The sequence below is a fragment of the Burkholderia sp. MSMB1078WGS genome (assembly GCF_001528895.1).
Classification (GTDB): Bacteria; Pseudomonadota; Gammaproteobacteria; order Burkholderiales; family Burkholderiaceae; genus Burkholderia.
Genome location: NZ_LPDI01000048.1, coordinates 57,764 through 76,587 on the forward strand (window position 1 = coordinate 57,764; position 18,824 = coordinate 76,587).

The 18,824-nt window shown below is 68.3% G+C and carries 17 protein-coding genes; 4 read left to right on the forward strand and 13 right to left on the reverse strand.

Annotated elements, in window-relative coordinates:
• Positions 1–3 precede the first annotated feature (3 nt).
• The 3 genes from WT24_RS14645 to WT24_RS14655 form a co-directional block, all read right to left on the reverse strand.
• Positions 4–441: a thioesterase family protein gene (locus tag WT24_RS14645; RefSeq protein ID WP_027787751.1), complete on the reverse strand. Its 438-nt coding sequence runs from the start codon at positions 439–441 to the stop codon at positions 4–6.
• A gap of 115 nt (positions 442–556) precedes the next feature.
• Complete coding sequence (locus WT24_RS14650; protein WP_059505619.1) at positions 557–1,093, reverse strand: NUDIX domain-containing protein; 537 nt, start codon at positions 1,091–1,093, stop codon at positions 557–559.
• 121 nt (positions 1,094–1,214) lie between these two features.
• Positions 1,215–2,477: a YbfB/YjiJ family MFS transporter gene (locus WT24_RS14655; protein ID WP_060034405.1), complete on the reverse strand. Its 1,263-nt coding sequence runs from the start codon at positions 2,475–2,477 to the stop codon at positions 1,215–1,217.
• 123 nt (positions 2,478–2,600) lie between these two features.
• Here WT24_RS14655 and WT24_RS14660 point away from each other — a divergent pair, with 123 nt between their 5' ends.
• Positions 2,601–3,515: a LysR family transcriptional regulator gene (locus tag WT24_RS14660; RefSeq protein WP_060034385.1), complete on the forward strand. Its 915-nt coding sequence runs from the start codon at positions 2,601–2,603 to the stop codon at positions 3,513–3,515.
• Positions 3,516–3,656: 141 nt separating this feature from the next.
• On the opposite strand, the gene alaS is transcribed toward WT24_RS14660, so the two are convergent.
• Positions 3,657–6,281 carry an alanine--tRNA ligase gene (gene alaS, locus WT24_RS14665; RefSeq protein ID WP_060034388.1) on the reverse strand — a complete coding sequence of 875 codons (2,625 nt, stop codon included), beginning with the start codon at positions 6,279–6,281 and terminating at the stop codon, positions 3,657–3,659.
• Positions 6,282–6,524: 243 nt separating this feature from the next.
• Here alaS and WT24_RS14670 point away from each other — a divergent pair, with 243 nt between their 5' ends.
• Positions 6,525–7,745 carry a CaiB/BaiF CoA-transferase family protein gene (locus WT24_RS14670; protein WP_059505614.1) on the forward strand — a complete coding sequence of 407 codons (1,221 nt, stop codon included), beginning with the start codon at positions 6,525–6,527 and terminating at the stop codon, positions 7,743–7,745.
• Between the two features lie 93 nt (positions 7,746–7,838).
• On the opposite strand, the gene WT24_RS14675 is transcribed toward WT24_RS14670, so the two are convergent.
• On the reverse strand, positions 7,839–8,387 hold the full coding sequence (locus WT24_RS14675) for an alpha/beta hydrolase (RefSeq protein ID WP_060034391.1): 549 nt from the start codon (positions 8,385–8,387) through the stop codon (positions 7,839–7,841).
• Between the two features lie 185 nt (positions 8,388–8,572).
• On the reverse strand, positions 8,573–8,782 hold the full coding sequence (locus WT24_RS14680; RefSeq protein WP_006497729.1) for an ornithine acetyltransferase: 210 nt from the start codon (positions 8,780–8,782) through the stop codon (positions 8,573–8,575).
• A gap of 254 nt (positions 8,783–9,036) precedes the next feature.
• Here WT24_RS14680 and WT24_RS14685 point away from each other — a divergent pair, with 254 nt between their 5' ends.
• A complete protein-coding gene (locus WT24_RS14685; RefSeq protein WP_059505610.1) occupies positions 9,037–10,746 on the forward strand; it encodes a glutamine--tRNA ligase/YqeY domain fusion protein in 1,710 nt (569 codons plus the stop codon).
• Between the two features lie 137 nt (positions 10,747–10,883).
• Here the strand turns inward: WT24_RS14685 and WT24_RS14690 are convergent, their stop codons facing one another.
• From WT24_RS14690 to WT24_RS14700, 3 genes are all read right to left on the reverse strand, one after another.
• Positions 10,884–11,354 (reverse strand): NUDIX hydrolase, encoded by a 471-nt coding sequence (locus WT24_RS14690; RefSeq protein WP_059505608.1) that lies wholly within the window; start codon positions 11,352–11,354, stop codon positions 10,884–10,886.
• Between the two features lie 11 nt (positions 11,355–11,365).
• On the reverse strand, positions 11,366–11,752 hold the full coding sequence (locus WT24_RS14695; protein ID WP_059792550.1) for a hypothetical protein: 387 nt from the start codon (positions 11,750–11,752) through the stop codon (positions 11,366–11,368).
• Positions 11,753–11,877: 125 nt separating this feature from the next.
• Positions 11,878–13,227, reverse strand: a complete 1,350-nt coding sequence (locus WT24_RS14700; protein WP_060034394.1) for a cytochrome-c peroxidase — start codon at positions 13,225–13,227, stop codon at positions 11,878–11,880.
• Positions 13,228–13,450: 223 nt separating this feature from the next.
• On the opposite strand from WT24_RS14700, the gene WT24_RS14705 reads away from it, so the two are divergent.
• A complete protein-coding gene (locus WT24_RS14705) occupies positions 13,451–15,037 on the forward strand; it encodes an acid phosphatase (protein ID WP_034207042.1) in 1,587 nt (528 codons plus the stop codon).
• A gap of 107 nt (positions 15,038–15,144) precedes the next feature.
• Here the strand turns inward: WT24_RS14705 and WT24_RS14710 are convergent, their stop codons facing one another.
• Genes WT24_RS14710 through WT24_RS14725 form a run of 4 tightly spaced genes read right to left on the reverse strand, consistent with a single transcriptional unit; the run spans position 15,145 to position 18,750 of the window.
• On the reverse strand, positions 15,145–16,665 hold the full coding sequence (locus WT24_RS14710) for an alginate export family protein (RefSeq protein WP_060034408.1): 1,521 nt from the start codon (positions 16,663–16,665) through the stop codon (positions 15,145–15,147).
• Complete coding sequence (locus WT24_RS14715) at positions 16,662–17,360, reverse strand: YoaK family protein (protein WP_059505600.1); 699 nt, start codon at positions 17,358–17,360, stop codon at positions 16,662–16,664. The genes WT24_RS14710 and WT24_RS14715 overlap by 4 nt, the downstream gene beginning before the upstream one ends.
• Complete coding sequence (locus WT24_RS14720; protein WP_060034399.1) at positions 17,357–18,271, reverse strand: VOC family protein; 915 nt, start codon at positions 18,269–18,271, stop codon at positions 17,357–17,359. The genes WT24_RS14715 and WT24_RS14720 overlap by 4 nt, the downstream gene beginning before the upstream one ends.
• Positions 18,272–18,297: 26 nt before the next feature.
• The gene (locus tag WT24_RS14725) at positions 18,298–18,750 is read right to left on the reverse strand and encodes a DoxX family protein (RefSeq protein ID WP_060034402.1); all 453 of its coding nucleotides are present in this window, start codon (positions 18,748–18,750) and stop codon (positions 18,298–18,300) included.
• Between the last annotated feature and the right edge of the window lie 74 nt (positions 18,751–18,824).

Genomic DNA, 18,824 nt, shown 5'->3' on the forward strand with positions numbered 1-18,824 from the left:
TCGTCAGGCGGCGAGCGGTTCGAGCGCGGCGCGCAGCGCGTCGGGCAGCGGCACCGGGCGGCGCGTGCCGCGATCGACGTACACGTGCACGAAATGCCCCTGCGCGGCGGGCGACGCATCGCCTTGTGCGAACAGCCCGACTTCATAGCGCACGCTCGACGTGCCGAGCTTCACGACGCGCAGGCCCGCGTCGACCGATTGCGGGAACACGAGCGGCGCGAAGTAGTTGCACTGCGTCTCGACGACCAGCCCGATCGTCTGCCCGTGCTCGACGTCGAGCACGCCCGCGCGGATCAGGTACTCGTTCACGACGGTGTCGAAGTAGCTGTAGTAGACGACGTTGTTCACGTGCCCGTAGACGTCGTTGTCCATCCAGCGGGTCGTGATCGGCAGGAAGTGGCGATAGGCGTCGCGCGGACGCGGCTGCGGCTTGTCGGACATGGCGATGGCGGTCAGGACGATGGAAGCGGAGGAAACGACGGGGACGACGCGTGACGGCCGCACGACGCGATCGCGCGCGCCACTGCGGACGGCATGCTGCGGGCAGGCCGGTGCGTCACTGCCCCGGCCGGTCGACGAATTCGAAATCGAGGCCGCGCGCGCGCATCCAGTCGGCGAGCGCGACGCCCGTGCCGGCGCGCCACGGGCGCAGCAGCGGCGGATCGACGAGCTTGTATTCGAGCAGTTCCGGCGACAGCGACACCGTGCCCGACGCCCGCACGTGGTACGCGATGATCAGTTCGTTCTTGCGCATGAATTCGTACACGCCGACGAGCGATACGTGCTCGGCCTTCAGCGCGGTTTCCTCGAATACCTCGCGCGCGATGCCGTCCTCGGGCGTCTCGCCGTTTTCGAGGAAGCCGGTGATCAGCGCGAACATCCCTTCGGGCCACGCCGCGTTGCGCGCGAGCAGGATCTTGCCGTCGAGTTCGACGATCGCGGCGACGACGGGCAGCGGGTTGTTCCAGTGCACGTAGCCGCAGGATTCGTCGGGGCAGGCCTGGCGGATGCGGCCGCCCTCATGGTCGGGATCGGCCCGCTCGGTCAGCGGGCTTGCGCAGCGCGGGCAAAAGCGATAGTCGGCGGTGGTCATCGATGGAAATCTGGCGAGCGCCGGACGGCCGTCTGCCGGCTGCCCGCGCACCCGCTCGGCGCGGGAAAGGCTTCATTCTAGCGAGTTTGCCCGCGCCCGAGACGATCCGGCCCCACCGGCTTCAGGATGACCGGCGCCCGTGTGCGGCGCTCGCCGCGAAGCCTGCGGCGCCGATCAGCAGCGCGGCCGCCGCGACCCACAGCGCAGGCGTAAACGACCCGAAGCGCGCGGCGAGCGGCGCCGCGACGAGCGGCCCGAGTATCTGCCCGACGCCGTAGGACGCGGTCGCATAGCCCATCAGCCCGGCCGCACGCTCGCCGTGCAGGCGCCGCGCCTCGCGCATCGCGAACAGCGTGATCGCGGTGAACGGCAGGCCGAGCAGCGCGCTGCCGATCGAGAAGCCGGCCGCGTTCGGCCACACGATTCCGGCCGCGATGCCGAGCGCCTGCGTCGCGCAGCCGGCCGCGAGCAGCAGCCGGTTGTCCCAGTGTGCGGGCAGCCGCGCGGCGGTGATCGCGCCGACGATCAGCGCCGCGCCGAACATCGGCCAGAACAGGTCAGGCCACGGCGAACCGGCCGGCAGCGCGGCGCGGGCGATCACCGGCAGGAACGTCGCGGTGACGATGTAACCGAAGCCCGGCGCGCCGTACAGCACGACGAGCCACGCGGCGTCCGCGCGACGGCTTCGCGTGGCGGCCCGCGCCGCCGGGGCGGCGGGCGCCCCTGCGGCCGGATGCGGCGCGGCGGCCGGCGGCGCCGCCTGCGCGTGCGCCGAGGCCGACGCCGCACCGAACGTGCGCCAGATCGCTGCCGACAGGACGGCCGACAGCACCGCGAAACCGAGCCAGCCCACCGCCGCACGCTGGCCGGCCAGCGCACTGCCGATCAGCCCCGTCACGACGATGCCGACGCCCGGCCCCGCGTAGATCACCCCGCTCCATTCGGGCGCACTCAGCTCGGCCAGGCGCCGCAATCCCCATTGCGACATGAACACGAACGTCCATGCGCTGACGACGCCCGCGACGAAACGCACGACGAGCCACGCCGGCAGCCAGTGGCCGGCACCCATCGCGGCAGTCAGCAGCACGGTCGCGACGAGGCCGACACGCACCATCCGCGCGGGCGCGACGCGCAGCGCCGCGCAACTGACCGCACCGACGAAGTAGCCCGCGTAATTCGCCGACGCGAGCCAGCCGCCGGCTTTCAGGCCGATCGAGCTGTCCGCTAGCATCAGCGGCAACAGCGGCGTGAACGCGAAACGGCCGACGCCGAGCACGACGGCCAGACCGATCATGCAGGCGAGCGCGGCCGCGCGGGCGCGGCGGTCGGCGTGGTCGGACGAAAGCACGCGCGTGGCGGCGGTCGGAGCATCGAAGCGGGACATGGCGGCATGGGCCGACGCGTCGCACGCCGGCCGGATCGGGAATCGGAACGTGTCCATCCTAGCTTGACCAAACGTTCTCTAAAAATGAATAATTGAGAATCAAGTCATCCCGTGGAGAGAATCATGGACCTGGCGGCGCTGGCGATCTTCCGGGCGGTCGTGCGCGAGAACGGCGTAACGCGCGCAGCGGCCAAGCTCAATCGCGTGCAGTCGAACGTCACGACGCGCATCAAGCAGTTGGAGGAGGAACTCGGCGCGGCGCTGTTCGTGCGCGACGGCCGCCGGCTCGTGCTGACGCCGGCCGGGCAGACGCTGCTGCCGTATGCCGAGCGCCTGCTCGCGCTCGCCGACGAGGCGCGCGACGCGGTGCGCGAGGACACGCCGCGCGGCCGGCTGCGGCTCGGCACGATGGAAAGCACGGCCGCGAGCCGGCTGCCGACCCTCCTCGCGCGCTACCACCATGCATGGCCCGACGTATCGCTCGAACTGCTGACGGGCACGACGGGCTGCCTGATCGACCGCGTGCGCGACTTCGAAATCGACGCCGCGCTGTTCGCGCGCCCGCCCGAGCCGGACATGCTGCCCGACACGTTCGAGACGGTGCCGATCTTCCGCGAGGATCTCGTGCTGCTCACCCCGCGCGGCCATCCGCCGGTACGCACGCCGCGCGACGTGCTCCTGCCGACGCTGATCGCGTTCGAGCGCGGCTGCGCGTATCGCAAGTACGTCGAGCAATGGTACGCGGCGCACGGTGCGAAGCCGGCGCGCGTGCTCGAGCTCGGCTCGTATCACGCGATCGTCGCGTGCGTCGCGGCCGGCGCGGGCATCGCGGTCGCGCCGCGTTCGGTGCTGAATCTGCAGCCCGAGCCCGGCAACATCGCCGCGCACACGATTCCCGAACTGGAAGGCATCGACACGCTGCTCGCGTGGCGGCAGGGTTATGCGTCGGCGGCGCTCGCCGCGCTGCGCGATGCGCTCACCGACGCCGCGCGACAGCCCGGCGACGCGGCGAAGCCGGCCGTGACCGTGCCGGCCTGACCGGGCTCGCGCGTCGCCGCATCGAGCGACGCGCCTGTACGGCACAAACGAAACGACCCGACCGGCACATCTGCCGATCGGGTCGTTTTTCGCTTGATGCGATGCCGTCGGTACGACGACATCGCATCGGTCGTGCAACGATCAGAGCCGTTCTTCGACCCAGCCCTTCACGCCGGCCAGCGCGCCGGGCAGGTTCGCCGGCTCGGTGCCGCCTGCCTGCGCCATGTCCGGACGGCCGCCGCCCTTGCCGCCGACCTGCTGCGCGACGAAGTTCACGAGCTCGCCGGCCTTGACCTTCTTGCTCGCATCCGGCGTGACGCCCGCGATCAGGCTGACCTTGCCGCCTTCGACGGCCGCCAGCACGATCGCCGCGTTCTTCAGCTTGTCCTTCAGCTTGTCGACCGTCTCGCGCAGCGTCTTCGCGTCGGCGCCGTCGAGCGTCGCGGCCAGCACGTACACGCCGCCCACTTCGACGGCCTGCTGCGCGAGCTCGTCGCCCTGGCTCGACGCGAGCTTCGACTTCAGCGCGCCCAGTTCCTTCTCGAGCGACTTCACCTGGTCCTGCACCTGCGCGATGCGCTGCGTGAGTTCCGACGGCTGCGCCTTCAGCGCCGCCGCCGCTTCGTTCACGCGCGCGTCGAGCTCCTGCACGTAGCGCAGCGCGTTGTCGCCGGTGATCGCTTCGACGCGGCGGATGCCGGCCGCGACGCCGCCTTCGACGACGATCTTGAACAGGCCGATGTCGCCGGTGCGGTGCACGTGCGTGCCGCCGCACAGTTCGCGCGAGAAGCCGAGGTCGAGCACGCGCACTTCGTCGCCGTACTTCTCGCCGAACAGCGCCATCGCGCCGCCCTTCACCGCTTCGTCGTACGGCATCACGCGCACGATGCCCGGCGCGTTCGCGAGGATTTCGGCGTTGACGATCTGCTCGACGCGACGGATTTCGTCGTCGGTCATCGGCGCGTTGTGCGCGAAGTCGAAACGGGTCTTTTCCGCGTCGACGAGCGAACCCTTCTGCTGCACGTGCGCGCCGAGCACTTCGCGCAGCGCCTTGTGCATCAGGTGCGTCGCCGAGTGGTTGCGCTGCGTGCGGGCGCGGCGCTGCGCGTCGATTTCCGCGCGCAGCACGTCGCCGACCTTGAGCGTGCCCTGCTCCAGCGTGCCGTGGTGGCCGATCACGTCGGCCTGCACCTTCAGCGTGTCGGCCACCGCGAAGCGCGTCGCGGCGTTCGCGAGCACGCCCTGGTCGCCGACCTGGCCGCCCGATTCCGCGTAGAACGGCGTGTGGTCGAGCACGACCACCGCATCCTGGCCGGCCTTCACTTCATTGACGGCCGAACCGTCGACGTACAGCGCGACGACCTTCGCGTCGTCGAACGCGATTTCCTCGTAACCGTGGAACGTGGTCTTCGCGCCCGTGTATTCGAGGCCCTGCGTCGCCTTGAACTTGCCGGCCGCGCGCGCCTGCTCGCGCTGGCGCGCCATCGCGTCGTCGAATGCCGGCTCGTCGACCGTCATCCCGCGCTCGCGGCACACGTCGGCCGTCAGATCCAGCGGGAAGCCGTAGGTGTCGTGCAGCTTGAACGCGAGCTCGCCGTCGAGCACCTTGCCGCCCTTCGCGTCGACGTCGGCGAGCGCGGCTTCGAGAATCGACATGCCGTGCTCGATGGTTTCGAAGAAGCGCTCCTCTTCCTGGCGCAGCACGTCGGTCACGCGCTGCTCGGCTTCCTTCAGCTCCGGATAGGCCGTGCCCATCTCGGCGACGAGGTCGGCCACCAGCTTGTGGAAGAACGCGCCCTTGCGGCCCAGCTTGTAGCCGTGGCGGATCGCGCGGCGCACGATCCGGCGCAGCACGTAGCCGCGGCCTTCGTTGCCGGGGATCACGCCGTCGACGATCAGGAACGAACACGCGCGGATGTGATCGGCGATCACCTTCAGCGAGTTGTTCGTGAGGTCGCTGATCTCGGTCACGCGCGCGGCGGCCTTGATCAGGTTCTGGAACAGGTCGATCTCGTAGTTGCTGTGCACGTGCTGCAGCACCGCGGCGAGACGCTCGAGGCCCATGCCGGTGTCGACCGACTGCTTCGGCAGGCGCGTCATGTTGCCCTGCGCGTCGCGGTTGAACTGCATGAACACGAGGTTCCAGATCTCGATGTAGCGGTCGCCGTCTTCTTCAGGCGACCCCGGCGGCCCGCCCCACACGTCCGGGCCGTGGTCGTAGAAGATTTCGGTACACGGGCCGCACGGGCCCGTGTCGCCCATCGTCCAGAAGTTGTCCGACGCGTAGCGCGCGCCCTTGTTGTCGCCGATCCGGATGATCCGCTCGGTCGGCACGCCGACTTCCTTCGCCCAGATGTCGTACGCTTCGTCGTCTTCCTGGTAGACGGTGACCCACAGTTTTTCCTTCGGCAGCTGGTAGACCGTGGTCAGCAGCTCCCACGCGAACTTGATCGCGTCGTGCTTGAAGTAGTCGCCGAACGAGAAGTTGCCGAGCATCTCGAAGAACGTGTGATGGCGCGCCGTGTAGCCGACGTTCTCGAGGTCGTTGTGCTTGCCGCCCGCGCGCACGCTGCGCTGCGCGGTGGTGGCGCGCGAGTACGGGCGCGGGTCCGTGCCGAGGAAGACGTCCTTGAACTGGACCATGCCCGAGTTCGTGAACATCAGCGTGGGATCGTTACCGGGCACGAGGCTCGACGAGCGGACGATCGTGTGGCCCTTCGATTCGAAGAATTTGAGGAATTTCTCGCGGATTTCGGCAGCTTTCATGGCGTGCGGGGACAGTCTGGCAAAGACGGCTTCAAACGCCGGCGCCCCAGGCGGGGCGCGCGGCGGCATGGATTCGGAAACGATCGATTATACGATACAGACCGCCCGCCCAAGCGGCAGCGGCCCGCCGCGCCGGACGACCCGCGTGGGCCACCGGCGCGGCCGATTCGCCTTAAGATGCTCGGCATGCCAATCGGCCATGCCCGGCAAGGCAGGCCAGCCATGAAAGGAGACGTTTCGACGATGGGTGCCCTGAGCCATATCCGCGTGCTGGATCTCACCCGCGTACTCGCGGGCCCGTGGTGCGCGCAGACCCTTGCCGATTTCGGCGCGGACGTGATCAAGGTCGAGCGCCCGGGCGCCGGCGACGACACGCGCCACTGGGGGCCGCCCTACCTGAAGGACGCGGACGGCGCGGATACCGCCGAGGCCGCGTACTACCTCGCGGCGAATCGCAACAAGCGCTCGGTGACGATCGACATCGCGACGCCGGAGGGCCAGCAGATCGTGCGCGAGCTTGCCGCGCAAAGCGACGTCGTGCTCGAGAACTACAAGGTCGGCCAGTTGAAGAAATACGGGCTCGATTACGACTCGCTGCGCGCGGTGAAGCCCGATCTCGTCTACTGCTCGGTCACCGGCTTCGGCCAGACCGGTCCGTACGCGCATCGCGCGGGCTACGATTTCATCGTGCAGGGGATCGGCGGCTTCATGAGCATCACCGGCGAACGCGACGGCGAACCGGGCGGCGGCCCGCAGAAGGCCGGCGTCGCGATCGCCGATCTCGCGACCGGCCTCTATTCGACGATCGCCGTGCTCGCCGCGCTCGCGCACCGCGACCGCACGGGCGAAGGCCAGTACATCGACATGGCCCTGCTCGACGTGCAGGTCGCGCTGCTCGCGAACATGAACACCAACTTCCTCGCGAGCGGCAAGCCGCCGGTGCGCTGGGGCAACGCGCATCCGAACATCGTGCCGTACCAGACGTTCCAGACGCGCGACGGCTGGATCATCGTCGCGGTCGGCAACGACGGGCAGTTCCGCAAGTTCGTCGAGGCCGGCGGACGGCCCGAGCTGGCTGACGACGAGCGCTTCGCGACGAATCCGTCGCGCGTGCGCCATCGCGACACGCTGGTGCCGATCCTCGCGGAGATGGTGAAGGCGCGCGACAAGGCCGACTGGATCGGCGCGCTCGAAGCGGCCGGCGTGCCGTGCGGGCCGATCAACGATCTCGACGAGGTGTTCGACAACGAGCAGGTGGTCGCGCGCGGGATGCAGGTGTCGCTGCCGCACCCGTGCGGCGCGGACGTGAAGCTCGTGCGCAACCCGATCCGGATGAGCGCGACACCGCCCGACGCGCGCACGGCCCCGCCGCTGCTCGGCGCTCAGACGGACGACGTGCTGCGCGACATGCTCGGCTACGACGACGCGCGGATCGCCGCGTTGAAGGCGAAACAGGCGATCTGACGCGGTTCGGGGCGACGGCGTCGCGGCGCCAGGCGCACGCGACGACAACGGTCGAATCGAACAGCCGCGACTCGCGCGCGACGCGCAGACGAACTAACGTGCGAGCGCATCGAGCCAGCCGCGCGCTTGCGGCCAGTCGCCGAGCCCGCTATCCGCGTTGATGTGGCCGCGCGGGCCGAGCTCGTGGAACGTGCTGCCCCACGCGTTCGCGCAGCCGTGCGCGAACGCGAGCGAACCGTACGGATCGTCGCTGCTTGCGACGACGCAGGTCGGAAACGGCAACCGCTCGTGCGGCACCGGGCCGAAGCCGTGCGCGTCGGCCGGAAACGCCGGCCCGGCGGGATCGGGCAGCGCGACCAGCAGCGCGCCGCGCACTTTCGCGAGCGCGGCCGGCCGCGCGTAGCGGGTCGCCCACCATGCGGCGGTCAGCGTGCCGAGACTGTGGCCGGCGATCAGCACCGGCCCGCGCGCGGCTTCGATCGCCCGGTCGAGCGCGAGACACCAGCCGTTGCGGAATGCCCGCTCCCAGTCGGGCATCGCGACGCGCACGAAACGCGCGTCGGCGCGCTCCCAGCGGCTTTGCCAGTGGAACGGACCGGAGTTGCCGTAGCCCGGCAGCACGAATACGAGGGGGTCGCTCATGAAAGGATTCGTCGACGAATGAAGTCGTTATGTGGCGTCGACGAAGTGTCGCACACCCGTTCCTCCCTGATGCTGCCTGTCGAAAAATGGAAGAGGTGTGCGGGCGGGCCGTTACGCGTACGGAACGGCGTCACGCCCGGCCGGCATCGCGCGAGCACGCTCAGGCCCGCGCACGCCGGCGTGGATCAGCGCACGCCTGCGCCGACCAGGCCGCCTGCCGCCGCCCCGGCGACCGTGCCGACCGGCCCGCCCGTGATCAGGTAGCCGAGCGCGCCGCCCGCGGCCGCGCCGATACCGGCATTGCGCTGCGTATGCGTCATCGCGCATGCGCCGAGTTGCGAAAGAGCCGCGACGATCACCGCGGTACGAACGAGAAAAGTGGTCTTCTTCATCATGATTATTGGCTTCCTCCCGCCACGCAAAAATTGCGAATGGCGGCATTGAATCGGTGAAGCCATCATAGGAAAAGCCGAACGGCCCCGGCAATCCGATTTACGTCGTGTTACAGCCGACACACACTCGATATATTGCGGTACGCATCGCGAACGCAGGCCGCCCGACCGGCAGGCCGCGCGGGACGGACCCCGGTCAGGTAGAATTACAGGATTAAACCGGCGCGACGCGCCGACACAACCCTGACGCCAACCGCATGAGCACCGAACGCAACGACGCCCCCGCGGCTTCCAATTTCATCCGCAACATCATCGACGACGACAACCGCACCGGCAAATGGGGCGGCCGCGTCGAGACGCGCTTCCCGCCCGAGCCGAACGGCTATCTGCACATCGGTCATGCGAAGAGCATCTGCCTGAACTTCACCGTCGCGCGCGACTACGGCGGCGTGTGCCACCTGCGCTTCGACGACACGAACCCGGAAAAGGAAAGCGTCGAATACGTCGACTCGATCGTCGACGCGGTGCGCTGGCTCGGCTTCGACTGGCGCAAGGACGCGGTCGATCATCAGTATTTCGCGAGCGACTACTATGACAAGCTGTACGAATTCGCCGAGTTGCTGATCCAGCGCGGCAAGGCGTACGTCGACAGCCAGAGCGCCGACGAAATGCGCGCGAACCGCGGCTCGCTGACCGAAGGCGGCAAGCCGTCGCCGTTCCGCGACCGCTCGCCCGAGGAAAACCTCGACCTGTTCCGCCGCATGAAGGCCGGCGAGTTCAAGGAAGGCGAGCACGTGCTGCGCGCGAAGATCGACATGGCTTCGCCGAACATGAACATGCGCGACCCGGTGATCTACCGGATCCGCTACGCGCACCACTACCGCACCGGCGACGCATGGTGCGTGTATCCGATGTACGACTACACGCACTGCATTTCCGATGCGCTCGAAGGCATCACGCATTCGCTGTGCACGCTCGAGTTCGAGGATCACCGCCCGCTGTACGACTGGGTGCTGAACGAGCTCGCGGAAGCCGGCGTGTTCACGCGCCCGCTGCCGCAACAGATCGAATTCTCGCGGCTGAACCTCACGTACGCGATCACCAGCAAGCGCAAGCTGCTGCAACTCGTCACCGAAGGCCACGTCGACGGCTGGGACGACCCGCGCATGCCGACGATCGTCGGCATTCGCCGTCGCGGTTTCACGCCGGAGAGCATTCGCCTGTTCTGCGAGCGGATCGGCGTGACGAAGATCGATTCGTGGATCGACATGAGCATCTTCGAAGGCGCGCTGCGCGACGACCTCGACGAAAAGGCCGCGCGTACGGTCGCGGTGCTCGATCCGCTGAAGCTCGTGATCGACAACTATCCGGAAGACCTCGAGGAACCCTGCACGGCGCCCGTGCATCCGCATCATCCGGACCGCGGCGTGCGCACGTTCCCGATCTCGCGCGAACTGTGGATCGAGCGCGAGGATTTCGTCGAGAATCCGCCGAAGGGCTATTTCCGCCTGTTCCCGGGCAACAAGGTGCGCCTGCGCTACGGCTACGTGATCGAATGCACGGGCTTCGACAAGGACGCCGACGGCAACGTGACGGCCGTGCACTGCAACTACTTCCCGGACAGCAAATCGGGCACCGAAGGCGCGAACACCTACAAGGTCAAGGGCAACATCCACTGGGTCAGCGCGAAGCACGCGCAGCCGGCCGAAGTGCGGATTTACGATCGCCTGTTCAAGGAACCGCACCCGGACGCGGGCGGCGCGAACTTCCTCGAAGCGCTGAACCCCGATTCGAAGAAGATCGTGCAGGCGTACCTCGAGCCGGGCAACGGCGACGTCGCACCGGAAACGCGCCTGCAATTCGAGCGCCACGGCTACTTTGTTGCCGACCGTGTCGATTCGAAGCCGGGCAAGCCGGTGTTCAACCGGATCGTCGGGCTGCGCGACAGCTGGGGCAAGCCGGCCTGACCGCCCTGCTCCGCGCGGGTGGCGTGCGGCTTCGCAAGCCGCCGTTGCCTGCCCATGAAAAAACCGGCTCCAGGGCCGGTTTTTTCATGGGCGTGCGCCGAACGGCGGCGGGCGGCTTCGCAAGCCGCGGCGCTCGTTCACGCGCCCGACAACCGCCGATGCAGCTCCGCCAGCGACAGCTTCGTGCGAAACAGCCGCGCGAGACTGCGGCTCGCATAGGCGTCGATGTCGCCCGGCACGGTCCAGCGGTACGCATCCATCTCGGGGATCATCGAGCCGTCGCGGCGGCTCGGAAACAGCGAAGTACACGTGCAGCGCTCGGGATCGATCTCGCCTTCGGCCACCTGCACCGCGAACAGGTGCAGATCCTTGTCGTGCCGGTATGCGAAGCGGCCGAGATCGAGTAACCGTGCCGGCGCGAACTCGATGCCGGTTTCCTCCAGCAGTTCGCGCAGCGCGGCGTCGGCCGGCGTCTCGCCCGGTTCGCCCTGCCCCTTCGGAATATCCCAGTGCGTGGTGTCCGTCGCGTGCGCGAGAAACACGCGGCCGGCCGCATCGAGAATCACGACGCCGCACGACACCGTGCGCGGCGCGCCGCCCCGCTTCATCACGCGCGTGCTCAGCGCTTCTGCAGTTGCCACTTGCCCGCGGCCGTCTTGCAGTAGACGGGCTTGAGCGTCATCGTCTGGCCCTTCGCGGTGATTTCGGTCGCGACTTCGCGGCAGGTCTTGCCGTCCGTCTCGGTCGTGCTCGGCGTGAGCTTCGCATCGATCTGCGTGCCGCGGCCGCTGCTCTGCCACGTCGTGGTTTCGCCGTCCTTGCCTTCGTCGCGCGCCTGCACGACCGCCTTGGTGAGCGACGCGCGGTCGGCCTTGCTGAAATAGCTGATCGGCGTGTCGTTCAGGAAATTCAGGTTGTTCTGCGCATGGGCGGGCAGCATCGCGGCTGCGCACGCGGCGCCGGCCAGCACACGCGTGACGACGGAAAGGGATGCACGCATCGACATGTTTTTTCTCCTTGGATGTTCGATCGAACGGCGCGGCGCATGCCGGCGAACCGGCAACCGGCCCTCCGGCATGCGCCACGCCCGTCAGCGAGCGAGCATAGCATGCGTGCTGTAATGATTGCCTTCTAGGGCTTGGCCGGCGCGGCCGTTTGCCGATATCCGTCAGTCAGCGTGCCGAGGAACGCGATCACGTCCTTGATCTCGGCCGCGTTCAGCGCCGGCTGCTCGCCGCGCTTGCGGTCGAACGGCGGCTCCCGGTTGATGTTCTGCCAGTAGCGCTTCGGCACATCGTCGTAGATCTGCACCTTGCCGTGCACGACCGGGTAGAACTTCTCCGGATGAATGTCGCGTTCGACGTAGAAGCGCATCACGTCCTCGAGCGAGTGATACACGCCGTTGTGGAAGAACGTCTTGCGCAGCGCGACGTTGCGCAGCGACGGCGTGCGAAACAACCCGCAGAATTCGTCGCGCCCCTTCAGGTCGGTGCGTTCGGGGCCGCACGCGCCGAGATCGTAAAAGCGCGGGTCGCGATTGACGGGCAGCGCGCGGTTGCGCGGCACCGCGATCGCGATCAGCCCGAAATCGCTGAACTGCGGCGGGCCGCCTTCGAGCGTGCGCTGGCTGACGTGGCAGCTCGCGCAGTTGCCCTTCTTCTCGTCGTTGAACAACTGCAGCCCATGCAACTCCGCGGGCGTGAGCTGCGCGCGGCCGGCCAGATACGCGTCGTATTTGCTCGTGTACGGATCGAACAGCGCCGGCTGCTGCTGGAATGCGTCGAGCGCGCGCAGCACCGCATCGAACGTCGCCTGGTCGTCGCCGAGAACCTTGTCGCCGAACGCCTTGCGGAACGCGTCGGCATACGGTGCGGCGCGAACCGCCTTCGCGACTCGCGCGGGCGAACTGCTCATCTCGAACGGCGACGTGAGCGGAATGCGCGCCTGCGCATCGCGCGTATCGACGCGACCGTCCCAGGTCAGCCCGCCGGTCGGACCCGCGTCGATGCTTTCGTCGCCTTCGTCCGGCGAATCGTGGAAGTGCTCGCTGAACGGCGGGATGCCGCGCAGGTACTTCAGCGACGGCACCGCGCGAAAGCCGGTACGGTGCATGTCGTCGCCGCCGAGCTGCACCGACAGCGCATTCGGCGGCCCGAATGCATGCTCGGCGCTATGGCACGACGCGCAGGCGAGCTTGCCCGAGCCGGACAGCGACGGATCGAAGAACAGCTGCTTGCCGAGTGCCGTCATCTGCTTCACGCCCTCGAACACCTGTGCGCGCGTCTGCGGCTGGCCGGCCGGCGCGACCGCCGGGACGGCCGGGGCGGCCTGAGCCGCCGGAACGACGGACGCGGCCGACGCATTCGTGCCGGGCCGTGCGTCGCAACCGGCGAGCGCCGCGAGCGTGCCGGCCACCGCGAGCGCCGCCGCGGCGGGAATCAGCGATCGCGCGGACGCGAAGGATTTCAGAAGGGTGTGCATCGTCGTTGTTCTAGTAGCGGTGGGCAATCGGCCGGAGCTTATGTCAGTTCCGTGACCGTTGAATGACGTTCGACCGACAGTCAATTGAAAGCGCCCCTACACCCGGCTGTCAAATCGGTTCCAGATAATGCGCGCAGCCGGGCGGTACCGCGAGGTTCGTGCGCCGGCCCTCCCGCCACCCGGTTCCCACACGCGACCAACGACGAATGAGAGAGAACATCGCATGAAGAAGCACGCCTGGATTCGCTATACGCCGATCGCCCTTGCGGCCGCGCTCAGCCTGACCGCCTGCGGCGGCGACGACGTCACGCAGCAGGGCTTGTCGGCCGTCAAGAACGTCGTCGTGATCTACGCCGAAAACCGCAGCTTCGACAACCTGTACGGCAATTTCCCGGGCGCGAACGGTCTGCAGAACGTGACGGCCGCGAACTCGGTGCAGAAGGATCGCGACGGCTCGACGATGGCGACGCTGCCGAAGATCTGGGGCGGCCTGACCGCGACCGGCATCACGCCGGCGGTGACCGAAGCGATGACGGCGAACCTGCCGAACGCGCCGTTCGCGATCGACGATCCGAAAGGCTTCAACCAGTCGATGAGCATCGCGACGCGCGACATCGTGCACCGCTTCTACCAGGACCAGATGCAGATCAACGGCGGCAAGAACGACATGTACGCCGCCTGGACCGACGCCGGCGGCCTGACGATGGGCCACTACACGGCCGATCCGTCGAAGCTGCCGCTGTGGAAGATCGCGCAGCAGTACGTGCTTGCGGACAACTTCTTCATGGGCGCGTTCGGCGGGTCGTTCCTGAACCACCAGTACCTGATCTGCGCGTGCGCACCGTACTACCCGAACGCCGACAAGAGCCCGGCGGCCGGCAAGATCGCCGTGCTGAACGCCGACGGCAAGTCGCTGAAGGTCGCGACGAACTCGCCGGCTTCCGCGCTGAGCGGCCCGCCGAAGTTCGTCAACGACGGCGCGCTCACGCCCGACTTCTACGGCGTCAACACGATGCAGCCGGCGTATCAGCCGAGCGGCAACAAGGCGGCCACGGGCGGCGACCCGCTGCTCGCCGATCCGGCCAATCCGTCGACGATGCCGCCGCAGACGGCGACCAACATCGGCGACCTGCTGACCAATGCGGGCGTGTCGTGGGCGTGGTACGGCGGCGCATGGGGCCAGGCGCTGCAGGCGAGCCAGAACGGCACGTCGAACGTGATCTACGGCGCCGACCTGTCGACGCCGAACTTCCAGCCGCACCACCAGCCGTTCAACTACTTCGCGAACCAGGCGCCGGGCACCGCGAGCCGCGCGCAACACCTGCTCGACGGCGGCGCGAACGGCGCCGAGTTCATCAAGGCGATCGATGCGGGCACGCTGCCGCAGGTCGCGTTCTACAAGCCGCAAGGGAACCTGAACGAGCACCCGGGCTACACGGACGTCACCTCCGGCGACCAGCACATCGCCGACGTGATCGCGCACCTGCAGGCCAGCCCGCAGTGGAAGAACATGGTCGTGGTCGTCACGTACGACGAAAACGGCGGCTTCTGGGATCACGCCACGCCGCCGAATGCCGACCGCTGGGGCCCGGGCACCCGCATTCCGGCGCTGATCGTGTCGCCGTATGCGAAGAAGGGTTTCGTGGACCACACGCAGTACGACACGGGTTCGATCCTGCGCTTCATCACGCGTCGCTTCTCGCTGCCGCGCCTCGCGGGCCTGCAGCAGCGCGACGACGCGCTGAAGGCGAACGGCGCGCAGCCGATGGGCGACCTGACGAACGCGCTCACGCTGTCGCCGAACCTGTAATCGCATCGCGATCGCGAACGGGCCGGGCACGCCGCCGGCTCGCTCGAACGGAGAGCGGCCCCTCGGGGCCGCTTTTTTTCATGGTGGCACGATGCCGCGCGGCGGCGTCACCATCCGTACTTCAGCTCGACGCCGACGTAGTCGGCGTTGTGCCCGCCCGCCTGCCGGATCGCGTCGCCGACCTGGAAATGCACGGCCTCGACCGCGCCGATCAGGTTCGCCGCAATCGTCCAGTCCGCGCGCAACTGCACGTACATGCCCGTCCACGACCCGCCCTTGCCCGCCGTGCCCGGCACCGGGATGTTCGGCTGCTGATAGACGGCATCGCCGGTCGTCTCGCGCCACTGGAAGCCCAGCGCGCCGAGCAGCGACAGGTTCGGCGACGGTTTCAGCGTCACGGACGGCTTCACGTGAATCAGGTTCGCGTAACTCGTATAGCCGGCCAGCGTGAAGTAATAGCCGTTCGGAAACAGCGGATTGAAGGTGCCGACGCGGCCGTCGTGCGGATGCCGGTCGCCCGATGCCGCGTCGACCTGCAGCGCGATGCGCGGCGACCACGGCGCGTCGAGCTTGTAGCCGGCAATCGAACCGACGGCCCACGCGCCGATCGTCGCGTTGCCGACCGTGCCGGTCTGCAGCATCGTTTCGAGATCCCAGTCGAAGCGGCCCTGCGTGCCCGTGTAGCGCACGTCCCATACGTCGCGATGCTCGGGCCCGCTCGCATCGAGGAAACGCGCGCCGCGGCGGTTGTAGCGCGACCAGTAGCCCGACAGATCGCCTGGCCCGACCGACTGCCGCTCGAAGCGCACGCCGCTGAACGTGAGATCGCGATTCGACACGTCGTCGAAATCGGACGCGTTGCGGTTCTGCACCGGCTGCGTCGCATAGCCGATGAAGCGCCACTTTCCGTATTCGTAATCGGCCCAGACCGCATCGAACGCCAGCCGCACGTTCGGGCCGTCGCGCGCGGCGATGAAGCGCTGCAGGTCGAACGCCATCTCCTGACGGCCGACGCGGAACTTGACCGTGCCGCCGCCGAGCGCACCCGTGTAGGTCGCGAACGCCTGTTCGAGATCGAGCGGGTTCCTGTCGACCGGCGACACCGCGTTCTTGCCGAACGCGCGTGCGTCCTGCAAGTGCGCGAAGAACTGCCAGTGCCGGCCGAGGTGCGCATCGGCGTGCACTTCGATGCGCTGGATCAGGTACGTATCCGATTGCGCGGAGCCGATGCCGAACAGCGGCGCGTCGTTGGTCTCCAGGCGTTCGCGCAGGTTCACGCCGAGCGACAGATAGGAGGCCGGATCGTTGCCGAGCGGGATGTATTTCAACCCGTCGAGCGGCGCATGCGGCACGCAGGGATTCGCGAGCACCGACCAGTCTTCCTGCCAGCGGTTGAACAGCACCGTCGGCCGCTTGGCGGTGCACGTCGACGCCGGCGCCGAAGCCGATGACGCGGTCGACATCGGCGCCGGTTCTTGCGTCGAAGCCGGCGTGATGGTCGAGGGCGACGCGCCTGCCGTTTCCGCACACGCAGCGTCGGCCCCAGCGAACAGCAGTCCCGCGACGACGGACACGCGCGCGGCCCGCTCGAAGCGGTGGCCGCGGCGTCCGCCCCGTCGCTCGATCATGCGCGCTCCTGCGTGGTTGCGCCGGCCGATTGCGCCGCGCACAGCGCAAGCGTCGCGAGCGCGCCGACGGGAACCAGCAACGCCAGGAACCCGACGTAGCGGAACCCGAGCGCACCGGCCGCCGCGCCGAGCGCGAACGCGACGATCGCCGGCAGCATCTTCGCGAAGCGTGCGCGCGCGGTGGCGCGCACGCTGTCCGCCGTGCCGGGCGACAGCATGTCGACGGCATCCAGGATCGCCTGCGTGACGTTGCCGGTCATCACCGTATTCGGCACGCCGCCCGCGCGAGCGATCACCCGCGGATGCGCGTTCTGCACGCCCATCGCGAACGTGCCCACGATGCCGGCCACCAGCGCGGCGAGGCTGTCGGGCTGCGTGACGGGCGTCGCCCACACGCCTGCCGCGCAGAAGCCCAGCAGCAGCACGGCCTGCACCGCATGCAGCATGCGCGCGCCCTGCCACGCCGGCCGCGCGGACATCGACCGCGCGATCAGGCTGCTCGCGATCACGCCGCACACGAACGCCGGAAACACGCTGAGCTTCAGCACGACACCCTGGCCGAAGCCTGCGATGCCCGCACCGATCAGCACGAAGTTGCCGGTCACGTGCGCGGTGAACAGCCCGAACAGCGCGACGAAGCTCAGCGTGTCGACGAAGCCGGCCACCGCGGCAAGGATCGTGTCCTCGTGCTTCATCGCGCCGCGCTCGCGTGGATTTCGGCGACGTAGCCGCCCGGGAACTGCACGAACGCCGCATCGCGGCCGTCCGACTTGAACGGCGGCACGAGCACGGTCACGCCCGCGGCTTCGGCCTGCTTCAGCGTCGCGGCGAGATCGGATACTTCGTAGCCGGTCATCTCGCGCCCGAACGGGTAAGGCAGATGGCCGTCCGTCACCAGCACGGTCATCTTGCCGAAGCCCGATTCGATGCGAATGCGGCGGTAGGTATCGTCCGGCCGGCCGATCTCGATGCCCGGCGCCTTCAGGTCGTCGGACACCACCTTGCCTTTCGAGAACTTGACGAAGTCGTGCACGAACTTGCGCGCGCTTTGCGGCGATACGTACACGCGGTTCTCGGGGATGGTCTGCAGCGCGTCGTAATGCGGCGCCTGCGTGTGCCAGTACAACTGCATGTTCACGCCGCCCGCCCACGTGACGATCGCGTCGCGGCCGATCGGATCGGCAAACGTGTCGACGATCACGTCGGCACCGTGCTCGCGCGCCGACTTCACGGCGACGTCCATGTCGGTCACGAGATAGCCGGTGCGCTCCGAGCAGAACGGATACGGGATCGGCGTCTTGAAACCGAATACCGAGATCGTGCCGACCGGCGTCAGCACGAGCTGCGACATCGTCTGGCTCGGCGTCGGCGTGACCTGGAACACGCCCTGCTTCGACTTCTTGCCGCCGAAGGTCGCGACGAAGCTGTCGGTGAAGCGGTCGAAGTCTTCGGGTGCGACGCACACGTGCGTCGTGTCGTACTGCGGGCCGACCGCCACCGTCGGCACCGCCGCAGGCGGCGCCGGCGGTTTCGCGAACGTCGCGGGGGCAGCGGCGAGGCCGCCCGCGAGCATCGCGGCGAGCAGCACGGAACGAAGGGATTTCATCACGGGATGTCCTGATTGTTGCATCGTCATCGAATGGAACGGCCATCATCGGCCGGTTGCCGCGCATCGTCGAGCACGGTCGCGAGCACGAGTGCCGCGATCAGCCCGAGATGCTCGAAAAAGCTGTTGAGCGCCATGAAGTGCTCGGCGCCCGAACGGTTCCAGAAATCGTTCGCCACACACATCGCAACGAGCGTCAGCATGCCGAGGCTGCCGGCGCCGAGCCACGTGAAGCGGCGAAACACCACGCACAGCGAGCCGACGATCTCGACCGCTATCGCGAGCGCTGCCCACAGCGCGGCCGGCTGCATGCCGAAATGCGCCTGTTCCGCGACCGCGCCGTCGAAATCGAGCGCCTTCGCGACGCCGCCGAGCAGATAGGCGGACACCAGCGCGAGGCGCGCGAGCGGCAGAACCCACGGCTGCGACAGCAGCACGCCGATCCACGCGGGGGTGCCGTAAGCAGTACGCGTCGTCATGTCAGACCGCCCAGCACGAACAGCCGAACGCGCCCCAGAAGCCCTTCGCGTCCGACGTCGGCAACGCACTTGCC